Source organism: Sphingomonas folli, assembly GCF_019429525.1.
In the GTDB taxonomy this organism is placed as follows: Bacteria; Pseudomonadota; Alphaproteobacteria; order Sphingomonadales; family Sphingomonadaceae; genus Sphingomonas; species Sphingomonas folii.
In genome coordinates this window covers 219,105-236,026 of sequence record NZ_JAHXZL010000008.1, presented here as the reverse complement: position 1 = coordinate 236,026, position 16,922 = coordinate 219,105, and the positions used below count along the sequence as shown (strand labels likewise).

General features: G+C 68.1%; 12 protein-coding genes and 1 riboswitch. Of the genes, 4 read left to right on the top strand and 8 right to left on the bottom strand.

All coding sequences use genetic code 11. The annotated features are described in order from the left end of the window. Positions 1–267: 267 nt before the first annotated feature. The 4 genes from KZ813_RS13815 to KZ813_RS13800 are packed head-to-tail and all read left to right on the top strand — an operon-like array spanning position 268 to position 4,815. On the top strand, positions 268–540 hold the full coding sequence (locus KZ813_RS13815) for a PadR family transcriptional regulator (RefSeq protein ID WP_219755558.1): 273 nt from the start codon (positions 268–270) through the stop codon (positions 538–540). After that, a complete protein-coding gene (locus KZ813_RS13810; RefSeq protein WP_219755557.1) occupies positions 537–1,181 on the top strand; it encodes a hypothetical protein in 645 nt (214 codons plus the stop codon). The genes KZ813_RS13815 and KZ813_RS13810 overlap by 4 nt, the downstream gene beginning before the upstream one ends. 26 nt (positions 1,182–1,207) lie before the next feature. Then, positions 1,208–2,284 (top strand): acyltransferase family protein, encoded by a 1,077-nt coding sequence (locus KZ813_RS13805; protein WP_219755556.1) that lies wholly within the window; start codon positions 1,208–1,210, stop codon positions 2,282–2,284. Continuing rightward, a complete protein-coding gene (locus tag KZ813_RS13800; RefSeq protein ID WP_219755555.1) occupies positions 2,281–4,815 on the top strand; it encodes a TonB-dependent receptor in 2,535 nt (844 codons plus the stop codon). The genes KZ813_RS13805 and KZ813_RS13800 overlap by 4 nt, the downstream gene beginning before the upstream one ends. A 777-nt stretch (positions 4,816–5,592) precedes the next feature. Here KZ813_RS13800 and KZ813_RS13795 read toward each other — a convergent pair. From KZ813_RS13795 to KZ813_RS13760, 8 genes are all read right to left on the bottom strand, one after another. Continuing rightward, a complete protein-coding gene (locus tag KZ813_RS13795; protein ID WP_219755554.1) occupies positions 5,593–6,162 on the bottom strand; it encodes a Dps family protein in 570 nt (189 codons plus the stop codon). A 68-nt stretch (positions 6,163–6,230) separates the two neighbouring features. After that, the gene (locus tag KZ813_RS13790; protein WP_219755553.1) at positions 6,231–7,034 is read right to left on the bottom strand and encodes an SDR family NAD(P)-dependent oxidoreductase; all 804 of its coding nucleotides are present in this window, start codon (positions 7,032–7,034) and stop codon (positions 6,231–6,233) included. An 11-nt stretch (positions 7,035–7,045) separates the two neighbouring features. After that, a complete protein-coding gene (locus KZ813_RS13785; protein ID WP_219755552.1) occupies positions 7,046–8,572 on the bottom strand; it encodes a GMC family oxidoreductase in 1,527 nt (508 codons plus the stop codon). Further along, on the bottom strand, positions 8,569–9,906 hold the full coding sequence (locus tag KZ813_RS20410) for an alpha/beta hydrolase (RefSeq protein WP_219755551.1): 1,338 nt from the start codon (positions 9,904–9,906) through the stop codon (positions 8,569–8,571). Before KZ813_RS20410 ends, KZ813_RS13785 begins: the two co-directional genes overlap by 4 nt. A gap of 184 nt (positions 9,907–10,090) precedes the next feature. Further along, positions 10,091–10,984: an SDR family oxidoreductase gene (locus KZ813_RS13775; protein ID WP_219755550.1), complete on the bottom strand. Its 894-nt coding sequence runs from the start codon at positions 10,982–10,984 to the stop codon at positions 10,091–10,093. Positions 10,985–11,032: 48 nt separating this feature from the next. Next, a complete protein-coding gene (locus tag KZ813_RS13770) occupies positions 11,033–12,859 on the bottom strand; it encodes a glycoside hydrolase family 15 protein (RefSeq protein WP_219755549.1) in 1,827 nt (608 codons plus the stop codon). Continuing rightward, positions 12,856–13,863, bottom strand: a complete 1,008-nt coding sequence (locus tag KZ813_RS13765; RefSeq protein WP_258046793.1) for an SDR family oxidoreductase — start codon at positions 13,861–13,863, stop codon at positions 12,856–12,858. The genes KZ813_RS13770 and KZ813_RS13765 overlap by 4 nt, the downstream gene beginning before the upstream one ends. 455 nt (positions 13,864–14,318) lie before the next feature. Next, complete coding sequence (locus KZ813_RS13760; protein WP_258046771.1) at positions 14,319–16,493, bottom strand: TonB-dependent receptor; 2,175 nt, start codon at positions 16,491–16,493, stop codon at positions 14,319–14,321. A gap of 101 nt (positions 16,494–16,594) precedes the next feature. Further along, positions 16,595–16,801: riboswitch (cobalamin riboswitch) on the bottom strand. Positions 16,802–16,922: the final 121 nt, after the last annotated feature.

Genomic DNA, 16,922 nt, shown 5'->3' with positions numbered 1-16,922 from the left:
ATCTCCATACAGGCCAGCAGCCGTGATGATGGCTGCATCACAGGCCGGACACACGGAAGCACCTGAACCCGCGCGATCAAATCTCCCGAACACCCCCTTGTATCCGGTGGGGCGTCCACACACGGACGCTTTTTCATCACGCCGATCAAGCCTCGGCAAGCCTCGGGTGAGTGGCCATGCCACATAATTGGCCGGCAGTGTGCTTGCAGCCTAACTCTACATATGTATTGTCCTTCCATGGCTCGGTCCCGACGCCCGTCTCCGCAGATGATCGCGCTCCTTGTGGCGTTGTTCGAGCAAGCGCCGGACTGGACGCACGGCTATGAGCTGATGAAGGTCACGGGGCTGAAATCAGGCTCGCTATACCCGCTCTTGCTACGGATGACCGACCAGGGCCTGGTCGAGGCGGAATGGCGCGAGCCGACCGTGATGGGACGGCCGCCGCGTCACGCCTACCGGCTGACCGCTCACGGGCTGGCGCTGGCGCGCGGGTCGAAGAAGGATCTCCCGCTCTCCCGTAGTTCGGCGCTGCCGGCATGACCGCCGCCCTGGCGCGTATGGTGATGACGGTGGCGACCGCGAGCCTGGGTGCGCATCGCCATGGCTGGAAGCTGGCGATGGAAGCCGAACTCGAAGAGGCGATGGCGGATGGCCAAGGCCTATCCTTCGCCATCGGTTGTCTGACGACGGCGTGCCGCGAACTGCCGGCCCACGTGGAAGGGCGGCTTGTCCTCGCCAGCTACACCTTGGTCCTGGGGTTGATCCTGCCCGCGGCGGCGCTGCTGCTGGCCGGCGTGCTCGCCGGCTACCCTTACCTCGACCCCTACTACGCCGATGCTATGGGCTCGTTCGCGGGGGTCGAGATGCTCGTGCCTTGGCTGAACGCCGGCAACGCCGCCGCGATGCCGGCGCTCACGCTGATGGTTTTGCTGCGCATCGCCAGCGACGTGCTGGTCGCATGGTTCGCGGCGGAGCGGAACTGGACGCGAACGGCTGCTGCCCAGCGGTTCGGCGCGGCGACAACCGTCACGCTGGCTATATCGGCTAGTCTGATCCTGCTCGACTGGACCTGCGTCTTACTGCCCGCCCTCACCTTGGTGATCGACGGCTTCGCCATCACCGTTCTGCGTCGCTTGCACCGCGCGGCGGAACAGGATCACTCAGCGGGCCAAACGACGTGATGCGGCGAGGTGAAGACGTCTCACGGATGCCGGCTTCACCTACTCCTGCAGCGAAGCGCGATGCTTCCACGCCTCCCGACCTCTTCTACAATCTGCAGGCGCTGCGGGGCTTTGCGGCGATCAGCGTCGCCACCTTCCACTTGGCGCGGATTCCGGCCGCATCGGTGCCCTGGCCTTACGGCAGCTTCGGCGTCGACCTGTTCTTCGTACTCAGCGGCTTCATCATCGCGTGGAGCACCAGGGCGGGGCACCATGGCTTTCTGATGCACCGTGCGATCAGGGTCCTGCCGAATTACTGGATCGCGACCTGCCTGTTCGGCGTGATCGTGCTCATCGCCATGCCTACCGATGCCGCGCTCGGCTGGATCGGCCGATCGCTTTTCTTCCTGCACGGCCCGGACGGCCGCCCACCCCTCCTCTTTGTCGGCTGGACGCTGGTCTATGAGCTGGTCTTCTATCTGCTCTACGCCGGCGCGCTGCGCGCTGGATCGCGGCGCGCACCGTTCCTCGCGATCGCGGCATTGCTCGTGCTGGCTTACGGTGGGCGGCTGATCGGCGTTACCTCACGTGACTGGCCATTGCTGATCGAGTTCGCCTTTGGACTGGCGATCTTCCTGTGGGTCGACCGGCGACCTACGCCATTTCCGCCTGACGCGGCGGTGGCGCTGGTGTTCGTAGCGGCCGCGCTACTATACATATTGGAACCCGGACTGCACGGGCAGGACGGCGGCGCTGCCGACCAGATCCGGGTGGCGGCGCTCGGCCTGCCTGCCGCCGCGGTCGTGCTGGGGCTGGTGCAGCTCGAGCGCGCGGGGTTGGCGCTGCGGAGCCGCTCCGCGCTCGCGCTGGGCGCCGCTTCCTACGCGATCTATCTGCTGCACCCGATCGTCTTCTCCTACGTCTTATCCGTCGTGCCTGGATCATCCGCCCGGCGCTTCGCCATCTTCACCCTTCTGCTGGCGATCACCATCGGCGTGTCGCAGGCGTTCCGCATCTGGATCGAGGTACCGATGCTGCGCTTCATGCGGCGCCGGCTGGCCGGCATGACATCAACGCCGAGCCAAGCCACAGCGAACGTATCATCGACGAAGGACGTTATGTGAGGCGGTACCGGACGGCATCCCTGCTGGCGGCGAGCTGGGTCGGGCCTTACGCGACCCATGCCTCCGCCCAGGAGGTACCCTCGGAGAGGCCCGCCGCGAACATCGACGCTGCACCGGACATCGTGGTCGTGGGTCGCCGCGGCTCGGCAGTCACCGACATCGCACCACTCGCCGAGCTGGACGCAGACGCCATCGCCGCGCTCGGCGCGCAGAGCGTGGATGAGGTGAACCGCGCCATCCAGGGCCAGACCCGCTCCGCCGACGGATCAGCGCCGATCCTCCTGCTCAACGCGCAACGCGTCTCGGGCTATCAGGAGATCCAGTCGCTCCCGCCCGAGGCGATCGAGAAGATCGAGATCCTGCCTGAGCCGGCGGCCCTGCGGTACGGCTTTCCCCCGTCGAGACGCGTGGTGAACTATATCACCAAGCGTCGCTTCACGCAGGTGGAAGCGCGCACGGCGCTCGGGTCGACGCTGCCGACGGGGCGCAGTGCGATCAACGCTCGCACGGGCTACACCCGCCTGCGCGACGACGCGCGGCTCACCGCCAACCTGGACTACACCCGCTCCGATCCGCTCTACTGGTCCGATCGCAGGCTTCAGCCCGATCCCGACGTTCCGTTCGACGCGCTGGGGAACGTGACCGGGACCGACGGGGGCGAGATCGACCCGGCCCTGTCGACGCTGGCGGGGGGCGCCGTCATGATCGCGCCGGTCCCGGCCGAAGCCGGAGAGCGCGGCGCGCTCGCGGGCTATGCCGCGGCCGCCAATCGCCCGCGCCTCTTCGATTACGGACGCACCCTCACGCTCGCGCCCGCCAACGACACGATCAAGGGCGAGGCGGTGCTGGGTGCTCGTGTCGGCACGACGTTAGGCGGATCGCTGTCGCTGTCGCTTGAACACAGCCGCGATCGCTCGCTGGCCGGACCGACCTCCGCCTCACTGATCGTACCGCCGACCAGCCGCTACACGCCCTTTGCCGGGCCGGTAGTGCTGAACCGCTTCCTCACGGAGGCGGCCCCGCTCCGTGTGCTCGACGGGCGCACCACCCTCGCCGTCGGCGCGACTCTGCGCGGCGCCCTCGCGGGCTGGCAGTGGGACGCGACCGTCACGCTGAACCAGACCGTGCAGAGCGGCGTCACCGATCGGTCGATCGACCTGTCGGGTGCGCAGGCCGCGCTGGCCGGGGGAGCCGATCCGTTCGCGCCACTGAGCTCCGGCCTGCTTGCGCGCCGGCTGACCGATCGAACGTGGCAGCGTACCCGCACGCTCGCCGCCAAGCTCGTCGCCAGCGACGATCCCTTCCGCCTGCCCGCTGGCCGCGCGACTGTCACCGCCACGTTGGAGGGCACGCGATTGTCCGCCGCCTCCGCCCTGCGCGGCGTCGACACCTTCGACCTGCGGCTGGGACGAGACCAGGCCGAGGCGGGTCTGGCACTCAACCTGCCGCTCGCCTCCCGCGCCAACAATGTGTTGGCGCCGATCGGTGACGTGTCGGCGAACGCGTCGGTGAACGTCCGCCAGGTCGAGGGCTTCGGTACCCTGTTTGACAGCACGTTCGGGCTCGCCTGGACGCCCTTGCGAGGACTGCAGCTGATCGGCTCGCTGCGCCGCAGCAGAGCGGCACCCGACCTGGTCCAGCTGTCCGCCCCTCCGCGCACGCTCGAGAACGTGCCGCTGTTCGACCTCGCCAGCGGACGCACAGAGGTCGTGACGCTGTCGCGGAGCGGCAACCCTGCCCTCCTGGCCGACCGCCGCCAGGTGCGATCGCTGTCCCTGACCTGGAAGCCATGGCAGAACAGCGAGCTGCGCGTGGCAGCGTCGTACGAGGCGACGCTGATCCGCGATCAGACCGGCATCCTGGTAACGCTCACGCCGCGTGCCGAAGCGCTGGTACCGGGCTTGTTCGTCCGCGATGCCGGTGGACGCCTGCGCTCGGTGACCTACCGCCCGATCAACTTCGATCTCGAGCGTCAACGCAAGCTGCAGCTGACGCTGACCTCGACCGGTCGAATCGGCAGGCCTCCGTCGTTGTCGAGCGACGGCGCGACTGCGCCCGGCGACGATCGGCCAAGCTATTATCTCGGGCTGGTCCCGACCTACGCCTTCGAAGACCGGTTGCGGCTCCGCGAGGGTGCCTTCTTCCTGGACCTGCTGAACGGCGACACGATCGGGAGCTACACGCCACGCGTCTCGGGTTACGCCTATGCCGGCGTCAACAAGCGCGGCTACGGCGGTACGCTCGGCCTCTACTACGGCGGCGAACGCCTCATCCGCGGCGAGGATCGGCTCAACGACCTGCGCTTTCGCCCTATCGTGCAGGTCGCCCTCTCCGCCTATGTGCCGGTCTCCAGCTTCCTCGCCGGTCGAGACTGGGCAAAACACCTGCAACTGCGGCTGGAAGGCGCGAACCTGCTCGACTCCCGACAGGAGGTACGGAACGGCAGCGGGGCTACTCCGAGCCGGTACCAGACCGACCTCATCGACCCACTGGGCAGGACCGTCACCGTGTCGCTTCGCAAACGGTTCTGAGGAGAAGAAAACTTCGGCGATCGGGTGAGACGCAGAAGCGTTCATTCAATCCGTTGCGACCGCCGCTCCAACTATCGCCGTTCGTTCACGTTCCCAGTTGAAGCTGGTCAACCAATTCCAAAAGGTGAGTGAGCCGGAGAGGTATCCGTCGGCTTCTGTACCGGGAAGATCAGGCCCTTAACGCAATCAGGCGGCGGGCTGAAGCTTGTTAAGAATTTGGCTCTCCTCTCGCGCGATGTAACTGCGAAGTTCGTCGACAAGGGGGCGGAACGCGGAGGCGAAGCCTCTCTGATCGAGCTCAATGCGGGTGCTCGGCCAAGCGCTGTTTAGGCATACCAGAACGGTACGCCATTGTTGCAGCTCGCGATGAGAGGCGGCGGCAATGCGAGGGCATAGATGTCCGGCGTCGACAGCCGATCGGACCGCTCTGCCTTCCTTCTCGCAGTGCGTATTGGCTAGGCGAAAAATTCAGTCTCAGTCGGGCGAGGCTGTCGCGCTGGCATGGCTGCTGCGCTGACGTCTCAGCGAGGTGCTGTCAGTCTAGTGCGAACTCGTCTCTACAGGCTCTGTCAGACCAACCGCACCGGCTTTCCGAGCGCCCGACGGCTTGCGCATCGCTGGGTCATCCAGCTACTATCCTAAGGCTGTCGGTGCCGCGAACTCTCTCGAGTTGGTTTACAGACCCCGTTCGTTCGCCTGCCATCGAGCAAGCGAACGGGTAGAAACACGCCGATATCGGGCCAGGCGCAGTTGCTCTGACAACGCCCTCGGGTCGGGTCAGTCGGCGCGCTGCAGCGCGGTCGCGGCGAGGTGCTCGCCGATGAACCATACCTGTGGCTCGTTCGAGCGGATGATGTCGCTCACCAGCAGGTCATTGGTGCCGTCGTCGCCCGACTCATCGGCCGCCTTCGCACCCTCATGCGCCTGCTCCAGCACGACGCGATGCGCCTCGAGCAGCCGCGAGAGCATCGTCGGCACGTCCTCGCGACCCTTCGGAGGGCGTTGGATCCGGGTCATCTCGGCGACGTCGTGCGGCGTCGCGATGCTGATGCCGCCGAGCGCCTGGATCCGCTCCGCCACCATATCGACCAGCTCGGCCTGCTTCTCGTAGTGCGTGTCGAGCAGCAGGTGCAGCTGGTAGAAGGTCGCGCCCGACATCTGCCAGTGATGCTTCTTGTACAGGTCGCGCAGCATCATCGTGTCGGCGAGTACCTGGTTTAGGATCGACACGCTCTGCTTGCGTGCGTTGTCCGATAGGCCGAGCGGCAGCTCCTTGAGCGTGCCGAACGGCTGTATCTCGCGATAGTCGATCTTGTACTGCGGCTGGGCTTCGTCCGTGGCGGCCACCGGGTTACTCCGATCATTGATGCAGGTGCGACAGCGTAGCGCGCTGGCTGGTCAACGGTTCCACCCCTTCAGCCGGCGATCGTGAACACCGAGCCGGAGTCGACACGAATGCCGGCGCCGTTGATGAAGCTCGCTCGCTCGGAGGCCAGGAAGGCGACGGCCGCCGCGACCTCCTCCGGTTTCCCACGCCGCTTCAACACCATGCCGGGCCGTTCCTCCTCGAGGAAGCTCGCGATCGCCTCGTCGAAGGAGGTGCCCTTCTCCTCGGCGCGCTTGCGCATCATCGCGTCGGTCATCGGAGTCGCTATGAAGGCCGGCGACACCGTGTTGACCAGCACGTTGTCGCCGCCATAGGCCTTGGACAGTCCCTTCGCGAGGCTGAGGATGCCGGCCTTGGACGCGCAATACGCCAGCTCGTCAACATAGGGCTGCACCGCATCCTCGGACGCGAACAGCACGATCCGGCCCCAGCCCTTCTCGCGCATCGCCGGTATCGCCTCACGGCACATGCGCACCGCGCCCACCAGATTGATGTCGAGCGTCTCGAGCCAGCCGGCGTCGTCGACCTCGAGGAAGTCACCGGTCGCGCCGGTGACGCCGGCGGCGTTGACGTAGATGTCGGGTTCGCCCAGCCTGTCGCGGACCTGCCGCCAGATCGCCTCGACCTCGTCGCGCTTGGTGACATCGCCGGTCACCGCGACGATCTCGCCGAGCGACGACAGTTCGTCGACCGCCTCGTCCAAGGTGCCGTCGGGCTTGTCGGTGATCGCGACCCGCACGCCCGCCTCCAGCAGCAGCCGCGCGGTCTCCTTGCCCATGCCCGAGTCCGCCCCGCTGATCAGCGCGATGCGGCCCTTGATCCCCAGATTCATGTCTCTCTCCTTCAGCCCCGCGTCGCGAGGAAACGGTCGGCGGTGCGCAACGACAGCGCCATGATCGTCAGCGCCGGATTGGCGGCGAGCGCGCTCGGGAACACCGAATTGTCGCAGATGAACAAATTATCGATGTCGAAGCTGCGCCCGTCGGCATCGACGACGGCGCGGTCGCCGTCATGACCCATCCGGCACGTACCAATTGTGTGCGCCGAGCGGTCGACCGCGAAGATGTCGCGCGCGCCCGCCCGCTCCCAGATTGCGGTCATCGTCCGCCGGGCATGGGCGTCGATCGCGCGCTCGTTTGGCCCGTAGCTGAAATCGATTCGCGCCTTGCGCAGCCCGTAGGGGTCGGTCTCGTCCGCCAGCGTCAGTCGGTTGTCATCGGACGGCAGGCATTCGCCGTTGATGCCGATCCCACCCAGCCGGTTGTAATCGGCGAGGAGATCGACCAGCGCCCGCCCCCACAGTCCGGCACCGCGCGCCAGATTGGTGGCGAGCGTCACCGGCATCACGCCCAAGCTCTGGATCAGATAGCCGCCGGCGTGATCGGCGCCGGTGGCCCGCATCAGATCCTCGGTGATCAGTGACGACGGGTAGCCCCGGTTCATCCGCATGTCGGCGTCAAACCGGCCCCACACCTGCGTCGCGACATGCGCCATGAAGTTGCGCCCGACCTGACCGCTCGAGTTGGCGAGATCGAGGTTGAGCAGCAGCCGCGGCGTCTCGACCCCGCCCGCGCACAGGAACAGCGCACGGCACGCCTGACGCCGGCGCTCGCCGTGACGGACGTAGACGACGCCCGTCACCCGGCCGCTGCCGTCGCGTTCGATATCCACCACGCGGCACTCTGCCCGCACCTCGGCACCGTGCGCCACGGCGAGCGGCAGCCAGCTCGTGTCGGTGGTCGCCTTGGCACCCGTCCGGCAACCCTGGTGGCAGGTGCCGCAATTGATGCAGGCCTGGCGCTCGCCCCAGTGCGGCTGCGCCCGATCGCGTGATACCAGCGCGGCGGGGGCGTCGGTGGCCGTGATGCCGAGCGCCGCGCAGCCCCGCGCCATCGCTTCGGCGGGTGCGTTGCGCGCGACCGGCGGCAGTTCGTAGCGCCGCGCGTCGTCCCACGGATAATGCTTCGGGCCAGACACGCCGATGAAGCGCTCGACGGCTTTGACATAGGCGATCAGCTCGTCGTGCGCGATCGGCCAGTCCTCACCCTGCCCGCTCTCGCTGTGCAGCCGCAGGTCGCGCGCGTCTGGCCGCGGGCAGAAGGCGCCCCAGTGCAACGTCGAACCGCCGACGCCCATGCCCGAGTTATTGGCACCGAAGGCGGTGGCGTCGGCGCCGCCGCTCAGCCGCTCCTCCATCCAGTAGATATCGGCGGCGAGTTCGTCGGCGACATGATCGTCGGGCCGGAACGCTCGCCCCGCCTCAAGCACGACGACCGACAGGCCGGCCGCCGCCAGCCGCGCCGCGAGCGGGGCACCGCCCGCGCCGCTGCCGACGATGACGACGTCGGCTATGTCCGCTGCGGCGCTCACGCGCGAGCCTCGAGCCGCTGCCAGTCTTCGATCGTGTCCGCCGCGGTCCGCTGATATCCCTGCTTGTGCGGTCCGTCGCCGCCGACGGCGAAACCGTCATAGCCGATCCGTGCCATGGTCGCGGGCAGCGCCATCCATTGACGCGCGATCTCCGCGCGCGCCTCGGCGAACCACAGTCGCATTTGGCGGGGATCGAGGCCACCATCAGTCTTGTCGAGGGTTCCGTCAGCGATCGACCGCAGGCTTAGCTCGCGATCCGCCGGCACGGCGTCGGCAAAGCCGCCGGCGAGGCGGTCTAGGGTGTCCAGGCCCGACGTCCAGCCCTCGGCGTCGGCGGGCAGTTCGGCGCTGCGCCAGCCGTCGCCGATTTCGCTGGTCAGCATCGCATCGATCCGGGCGGCGAGGTCGACCGGATCGGCGGCGCCCGGCAGCACCGTCTCGACCAAGGCGGCGAGCACCGCCCGCTGCTGCGGCGACAGCAGCTTGCCCGGCGGCGGCGCGGCATGGCGCTCGGTCATCACGGCGCGGGTTCGGCGACTGACGCGCTCGGAGGCGAGCAGCGCCACGAACGGCGCGGGCAGCGTGCGACCGAAGGCGGGTACGACATGCTCCCGGATCAGGGCCGCGACCGTCGCCGGTTGCTCGTAGGGCAACAGATGCGCAGCCCCAGCGACCACCTCGACCCGCGCATCGCGGTAATGAGGCAGGTTGAGCCGCCGCTGGGCCGCTTCGTCCAGATCGCCGTCCTCGCCGCCGGCGACAATCAGCGCCGGGACCGACAGCGTTCCCGCCCCCGTCTGCCAATCCTCGCGGCTGCCGCGCTCCAACCAGCCGGTCCAGGCCCGGCGACCGGACCGCTGGACGTCCGCGATTGCTTGGGCGCGCAGCGACTCGGGCAGCGGTATCGCAGCGTTGGCGTCGACGAAGGTCGCGGCCTCGTCGGCGCTGACGTGGCCGTCGTCGAACCAGCCGACCATCTCGGCGCGACGTTCCTCCGCCATCGGCTCAGGCGCCGGCGGCGAGGCGGCGAGCAGCACCACCGCGGCCAGTCCTGCGAAATCCGGGTCTCCGTCGCGAGCGCGGGCGGCGGCGAGGGTCGCGATCTTGCCGCCCATGCTGTGGCCGATCACCGCCCAGCTCTGCGGTTGCCGGGCCGACACCTGCTGCGCGAACCAGTCGACCAGTCCCGCCACGTCGAGATCGGCGTCCGCGCTGTCGCCAAAGCCGGGGAGGTCGAGCGCGACGCAGTCCCCGACTTCGCTCAGCTCGGAGATTACCTCATCCCATTCGCGCGCGCTCGCGCCAAGCGCGTGCAGGAAATAAAGCTGAGCCACGCACTTACCTATTGATGTTTATCAGTGATCCCCATCAAGTATCGGCATGCCGATCTGTTCCGGCATCCTGAGCTCGTCGTCGCGATTTCGCTGATGTCGTGCGTGGTGTACTAGCAGCACGCGGCGTGCACCGTGGATCTCTCAGCGTTGTGGCGGCAGCACCAAGGGTGCTGCCGCAGAGGTCCTAGGCTACGCCGGCGCCGCCGGTGACGCCGTACACTTCGCCGTTGATGAAGCTGGCCTCTTGACTGGCGAGCAGCACGTATACCGCCGACAGCTCGACCGGCTGGCCGGGACGACCGTACTGGCTCTCCGAACCGAACTTCTCCACCGCCTCGGGAGGTTGGCCACCGGACGCCTGCAGCGCGGTCCAGAACGGACCCGGTGCGACCACGTTGGCGCGGATGCCCTTTTCCAGCAGCTGCTTGGCCAGCGCCTTGGTGTAGGCGACGATGCCAGCCTTGGTCGTGGCATAGTCGAGCAGGATCGCCGACGGCTCGTACGCCTGGATCGAGGCGGTGGTGATGACGCTCGCGCCCGCTGGCAGGTGAGGCACCGCTGCCTGCGTGATCCAGTGCATGGCGTACAGGTTGGTCTTCATCGTCTTGTCGAAGTCGTCCGACGTTACCTTCGAGATGTCCTCCCGGTTCTGCTGGCGACCTGCGTTGATGACGAGGATGTCGAGCCCGCCCAGCGCCGCCTTGGCCTGGCTGACCAGCTCGCGGCACCATGCCTCGTCGGTGATGTCGCCGGGCAGCGCGACCGCCGTTCGCCCCTCGGCCTCGATGAGCTTGACGACCTCATCGGCATCCGACTGTTCAGTGGCGAGATAGGAGATCGCCACGTCCGCGCCCTCGCGCGCGTAGGCGATCGCGGCGGCGCGACCGACGCCGCTGTCACCGCCGGTAATCAGCGCCTTGCGTCCCTTGAGCTTACCTGCGCCGACATAGCTCGTCTCACCGTGATCGGGCTTGGGATCCATCTCGGCGGCGAGACCGGGGACGGGCTGTGGCTGGCGCGGGAACGGCGGCTGCGGATATTGCGTGCGCGGATCCTGCATGGTCAGGCGATCGGTCATGGAGATGCTCCAGCTTGTGGGGGACTGACAAAAAGAGACTGAAGGACGTCAGCAGTCGTCCTCGGCAGCGAGCACATCGAGTGCCATGACATGCGCCAGGTGCGACAGGCCCTGTGGCAGGTTGCCGAGGAACGCACCTGATCGCGGATCGGCCATCTCGCTCATGACACCGACGCCGCGGTCGAGCGCCCGCGTGATCGCGTCGAAGGCCTGTTCGGCGCGATCGCGCTGACCGAGCAAGGCGCGCGCCTCCACCATCCAGAATGTGCAGGCGAGAAAGCAGCCTTCCTCCGCGGCAACGTCGCTGTAGCGGTAGTGATATGGGCCGGCGCCGAGCTCGGCGTCGATCGCGTCGAGAGTTTTCTCGAGCCGATCACGACCGTCGAAGCCGAAGCGCACCATCAGCGCGAGCGAGGCGTCGAGCCTGTCGCTTCCAGGGTAGAAGACGAAGGCCTGCTTCGCCTCGGACCAGCAATGTTCCTCGATCCAGCTCGCGATCCGGTCGCGTTCGCGTGACCAGCGCTCGCGGCAGGTGGTGGGCAACTGGCCCTGGTCCGCAAGCTCGACCGCGCGCGCGAGCGCCTGCCAGCAGCTGACCTTCGACATGGTGTAATGCTGCGGCTCCTCCAGCTCCCAGATCCCAGCGTCCTTCTTGCGCCACGCGTCGGCGCACTGGTCGGCGAGGTGCGAGAGCAGCTCGGCGCTGGACGAGTCGAGGATGTTGCCGCAGGTGACGAAGCGCGCCGCGGTCTCGAAGATGTCGCCGTAGATGCCGTGCTGGTGCTGATCGGTCGCGGCATTGCCGACCTGTACGGGCGTGGAGCGGCGGTAGCCCGGCACCTCGATCTCGCGCAGCCCTGGCACGACGGCGCCGTCGAGCGTGTAGCACACGCGCGCGCCGTGCTCGCCCAGTCGCTTGAGCAGCCAGCTGAACGCCGCCTTGGCCTCGGCCTGCGCGCCCGCCGCGAGGAACGCCTTGATGGTATAGCCCGCGTCGCGGATCCAGGCGTAGCGATAGTCATAGTTCTTGTGACCGCCGACACCCTCCGGCAGCGACGTCGTGGCGGCCGCGGCGATCGCGCCCGAGGGCGAGAACAGCAGGAGCTTGAGCGCGAGGACGCTGCGGATGAACGCGGCGCGGCGCGGCCCGCCATGCTCGACCCGCTCGGACCAGGCCCGCCACTCGGCGTCGGACGTGTCGATGCGCTCGTCGATCCGATCGATCGTCGGCACCACCAGCGGCTCGTCCTCGCCTGCGACGATCGCCACGATCCTGCGCTCGCCGCTGGCCACCGCGAACTCAGCCGTGACCGCCTCGTCTGTGCGGCTGACAACGATCCCCTCGCTGTGCAGCAGCAGCCCAAGCACGCTTCCAACATGGAAAACGGCGTGCTTGCCGATCGTTGAGTGATATGGACTGGCACCGTCGGCTCGGCGGCCAGGGCGCATCTCCATCCGGAAGATCACCGACCCGGTTAACCCATCGATCCGCCGCCCCAGCTCGGCCCAGGGGAGACGCCCGGCGGTGCCGCTGTTCATCGACTCGGTCAGCTTGGCGCTTCCCGTTGCCGTGGTGAAGACGGTCTCGAGCACGTTGCTGTCGGGAAGATAGCGCCGCTCGACCGTGAAGCTGTCGGTCGGCGTCACGACGAAGCGGCCCCCCTCCTCGGGATCGAGCAGGCGATCGAACAGCGGCGGCGAGTCCAGATTGGGCACGCACCACCAGTCGATCGAGCCGTCCGCGCCCGACAACGCGACCGAACGACCGTCGCCGAGGGCGCCATAGTCTTCGAGCGCCAGATAGCCGTCCAGCCGAACGCCGCCAGGTGCCGGTGCCGTTAGCTTGCCGCGGAGCAAGTCGAGCAGCCCGTTCATGAACGCTGGCGCGGTAGAATACGTGCCAGACCAAAGGCGGCTGCGGCGCCGACGCCGAGCAACCCACCCGCCGCGCCAAGCTTGAGCAGGTCGCGCTGCCGGCTCGAGAAGATCTGAAGCTGGCCGGCCTGCGCCCGATCAGTCGAAGGCCCGTCAATGGCGGCAGGACCCTCTTCCGCCCTGTCGAGGTTGCCCTCCCGATCCGGCGCGGGTGCGCCGCTCATCGCCTCGATCTGCTTGGCGGCCTGGCGATCCGCGAACGCCGGCGCGAGTGACTGCGCGATCGCCATCATCGCGGTCGACCGGCCGACCCAGAACTCGCGCTGCGGCCGCTCGACGGCCTCGCGGACGGCCTCTGCGCAGAGCCGCGGGTCGAACAACGGATCGGGGAGGATCTGCTCGCGCCCGCTGCGATTGCGTGCCCAGGTCGGCTGCGGTGTGTTCACCGCCGGCAGGTAGATGACCGACAACGAGATGGCGCTTTGGTCGGCGATCAGCTCGGCACGCAGTGAGTCGGTGAAACCCGTCACCGCAGCCTTGGCGGCGCAATAGGCTGCTTGGAGCGGCGCCGGCCGCTCCGCCAGCCCCGACGAGATCTGCACGATCGCGCCCCTGCCCCGCGGCTTCATGAAGCGGAGCGCCGCCAGCGTGCCGTACACCTGGCTCAGATAGGTCGTGGCGGTCACACGCTCGTATTCCGCGGCAGTGATGCGATCCGCCGGCGCGACGACTGTCGACATCGCGTTGTTGACCCAGGCGGCTATCGATCCGAGCTCGGCCTCGACGCGCGCCGCGGCTGCATCGATCGCCGTCACGTCCGCGACGTCGGCGCTGATCGCCAGCACCTTGGGGGCGCCAGCAGCCGTCAGCATCGCGCTGGCCTGCTGCAGCCGCGCCTCCTGTCGCGCTAGGATCGCGACCTGCCAGCCGTCGCACGCGAACCGCTCGGCGATCGCCAAGCCGATGCCCGCGCTGCCGCCGGTCACCACTATGGTTCTCGCCATGCCGCCTCTCGCTTCTTCGTGAGAAGCCCCGTGGTCGGATGACCGGCGCGAGCCGCACCTGGGGTTCGAAGCCGACAACGCCCTTGCTCTTAATCATATCCGCAGGTTAGCGTCTTACCTGCGCGGGCGGGCATCCGCCTTTGGTATCGCTCGGTACAGCTTGAGGCGTTCTCCAATTCTGAGGGAGGCGTCGCCGCCTCGCTTTTACCGGCTACGAGGACCCAATACCGGTCATTCCCGTCAGTCGGTCCCCGTGCCGATTTCTATCACTCGTTCATCTCGACAGTCCGACGGGTCTGGCCATTCCAGGAAGCTGTCTGACTGGCCAAGTATGGGAAGAAAAGCGGGGGTTCCCGATTCCCCCCTGTTCGCCATGCGCCTGCTACGCACCCAAACCAGCGATAAATCAGGTAGGTCCAGCGCTTGGCCGCCGGTGGCAGGATGAGCGCGACATCTCACAGCCGCGCGCGCAGCGCCACGTCGAGCGAGCGCGGCCGCCCAAGCAGCCACTGCGCCGCGCCATAGGTCGAGGTGACGTACCGGGTGTCGAAGAGGTTGTAGACGCGTACGTCGGCCGCGAGCGCCGGCGTGATCGCGAACGAGAGGCCGCCGTCGGCGAGGGTGTAGGCGGGCACCCGCGCACTGTTGGCCGAGTCGACGAAGCGCGCGCCGACGTGGCGCAGACCCGCTTGTGCGCGAACGCCGCGGCGACTCTGCCAGGTGAGCCACAGGTTGCCGGCGCGCTCGGGCATGTTCGGCGGCGTGTTGCCGGCGAGATCAGCGTTGCCGCTGAGGAAGTCGTCGAAGCGGGCGTCGAGCACCGTCCCGTTCGCCTCGACCGAGAGGCCGCCAGTCAGCGCGAGTGACAGCGCCGCCTCGATCCCCTTCGACGACTGACGTCCGATCTGCTCGAGCGGGCCGTTGGTGACGCGCTGCGCGGCCAGGTCGTTCTTCACGATGCGATAGCCGGCGAGTGTCACGTTGACGCGTCCGCCGAGCAGCGCCGCCTTGGCGCCCGCCTCAACCTGGTCGCCCTTGGCATTGGTGAAGGCGAACTGCGTCGCGCTGGTGGTGAAGGTGGTCAGCGTGCCGACGGGATCCATGCCCGTGGCATATTGCGCGTAGAGCGAGACGCTCTGCGCGGGCTGGTAGACGGTGCCGACGCGCCAGGTCGCGTCGCGGAACCTCTTCTCCCGCGCGCTGCCCGGGAAGGCGTTCGCCTCGCCCACTGGGGCTCCGGCCGCGTCGTAGAGGATGGTGCGGCGGCGCACCCCATCCTCCTCGTAGCGGAAGCCGCCGACCAGCGAGAGCCGACGCGACAGCCGCAGCCGGTCCTCGCCGAAGATGCTCCACTCGGTCGTGGTCGTGCGATAGCGCGGCAGCGTCGCCGCGCGGTCCTCCAGCATACCGGGAGCGAAAGTGAATGGGTCGACCGTATCCGCCTGATCCGCGACGGCGAAGTTGTTCGAGTAGCGCAGGTTCACGCGATTGACCTCGGCGCCGAGCACCAGGTCGTTGGCGAAGCCGCCGCCCAGCGGTGTGCTCAGCTTCACGCTGGCCTGGTCACCGTACTGCGCGACGTCCTGGGCGATGCCGAGATTGTCCGAGCGTTCGATAACGCCGTTGGGCCGACCGTCCGCCGGCGCCCAGGCGTAACTCTCGAGGTCGTACCAGCTGCGCTTGCTGGCGAGCCGATAGGCGGCGTTGGTGAGCGTCACCGCGTCGCTGACCGCCCACTCGGCGACGAGCGTCTGGCGATCGTCGCGGAAGCGGATGTCGGCGTCGGCGACGTTGTAGTTGCGGCGCCGGTTGCGCGGATCAAGCCGGCCGTCGATCAGCGGCGTGCCCCAGTAGCGCATCGGCGCGACGTCGCCATAGTCGCCGCGCAGCGTGACGGTGAGCCGCTCACTCGGCGCGAGGCGCAGCGCGCCCGACAGCGCCAGGCTGTGGTTGTCACCGCGATCGACCCAGCCCTCCGAGGTGCGGTAGCTCGCGTCCAGCCTGTAGCCCAGCATCTCCCCGAGCGGACCGCCCGCTCCCGCCGCGACATGCCATGTGTCCTGCGCGCCGTAGCTCAGCTCCGCGTCGTAGCGTGCAGTGTCGCTCGGCGTGCGCGAGACGACGTTGACCGCGCCGCCGAGCGCGCCCTGGCCGTAGAGCACCGAGGCGGGACCGGTCAGCACCTCGATCCGGTCGACGGTCCAGGGATCGGTCGGGAAGGTGATCGTGCCGGCGACCGGGAACAGCCGGATGCCGTCGACCAGTTGCAGCACCGAGCCCTGGCCGACGAAGCCGCGCGCGGCGAGCGCGGTGTTGCCGTTCCCGGCATTGGCCGCGGCGGTGATGCCGGGCGCGCGCGACACCGCCTCGACGACGGTAAGATCGCCGCGGGCGCGGATCGCGTCGCCGCCGACGGTCGCGACGCTGGCGGGCAGTTCGAGCGGCGTGAGGCCGAGGCGGCTGCCGGTCGCGCTCGGTCGGCCGAGCGCGCCGTCACCGCGGCCGACGACCAGGATGTCGTCGCGCGGCGGTACGCGATCGTCGTCCTGTGCCAGCGCGCCGGAGGAACAGGTGACGAGCAGCAGTGCGGCGACATGCGTCGCCGGGCGGTGGGTGGCGATCATCTTCATATACCCCGATGAAGGACGGGGCACGCGGACCAGACACCGGCGCGCGCGGACGGGAGGCCCGGCCGCGGCATGCGAGCGGCCAGACCGGGCACCCCGCCGGTGGACGTTATGGCGTCGAGGCAGGTCTCCTGGCTCGCGGGTCGGTGCGGATGGTCTGGCCTTCCCGGCCGCGCGAGCGCGACCAGTGACACGGAACGACCACCTGCTCGCCGCTCACAGTTGCGGGGGCAGCGCCGGCATCGCACCGGCTTCCCGTCTTAGCTTCGGCGCGGCGAGCCGACCGAAGAACCTTGACCTGCGTCGCATCGACCAGCGGAGGCGGCGCGTCAAGCAGGACATAAAGGAAGCTTTATATCTTCCGTAATCGGACCTTCGTGGACAGCACGATAGATCGCGAACGATTCTCATTAGCCTTGACACTGCAATTAG

Excerpts from the sequence above, each read along its gene's own strand:
- KZ813_RS13815 (WP_219755558.1), top strand. The coding sequence starts at position 268 with ATGATCGCGCTCCTTGTGGCGTTGTTCGAGCAAGCGCCGGACTGGACG.
- KZ813_RS13810 (WP_219755557.1), top strand. The coding sequence starts at position 537 with ATGACCGCCGCCCTGGCGCGTATGGTGATGACGGTGGCGACCGCGAGC.
- KZ813_RS13805 (WP_219755556.1), top strand. The coding sequence starts at position 1,208 with ATGCCGGCTTCACCTACTCCTGCAGCGAAGCGCGATGCTTCCACGCCT.
- KZ813_RS13790 (WP_219755553.1), bottom strand. The coding sequence starts at position 7,034 with ATGAATCTGGGGATCAAGGGCCGCATCGCGCTGATCAGCGGGGCGGAC.
- KZ813_RS13775 (WP_219755550.1), bottom strand. The coding sequence starts at position 10,984 with ATGACCGATCGCCTGACCATGCAGGATCCGCGCACGCAATATCCGCAG.
- KZ813_RS13770 (WP_219755549.1), bottom strand. The coding sequence starts at position 12,859 with ATGAACGGGCTGCTCGACTTGCTCCGCGGCAAGCTAACGGCACCGGCA.
- KZ813_RS13765 (WP_258046793.1), bottom strand. The coding sequence starts at position 13,863 with ATGGCGAGAACCATAGTGGTGACCGGCGGCAGCGCGGGCATCGGCTTG.
- KZ813_RS13760 (WP_258046771.1), bottom strand. The coding sequence starts at position 16,493 with ATGAAGATGATCGCCACCCACCGCCCGGCGACGCATGTCGCCGCACTG.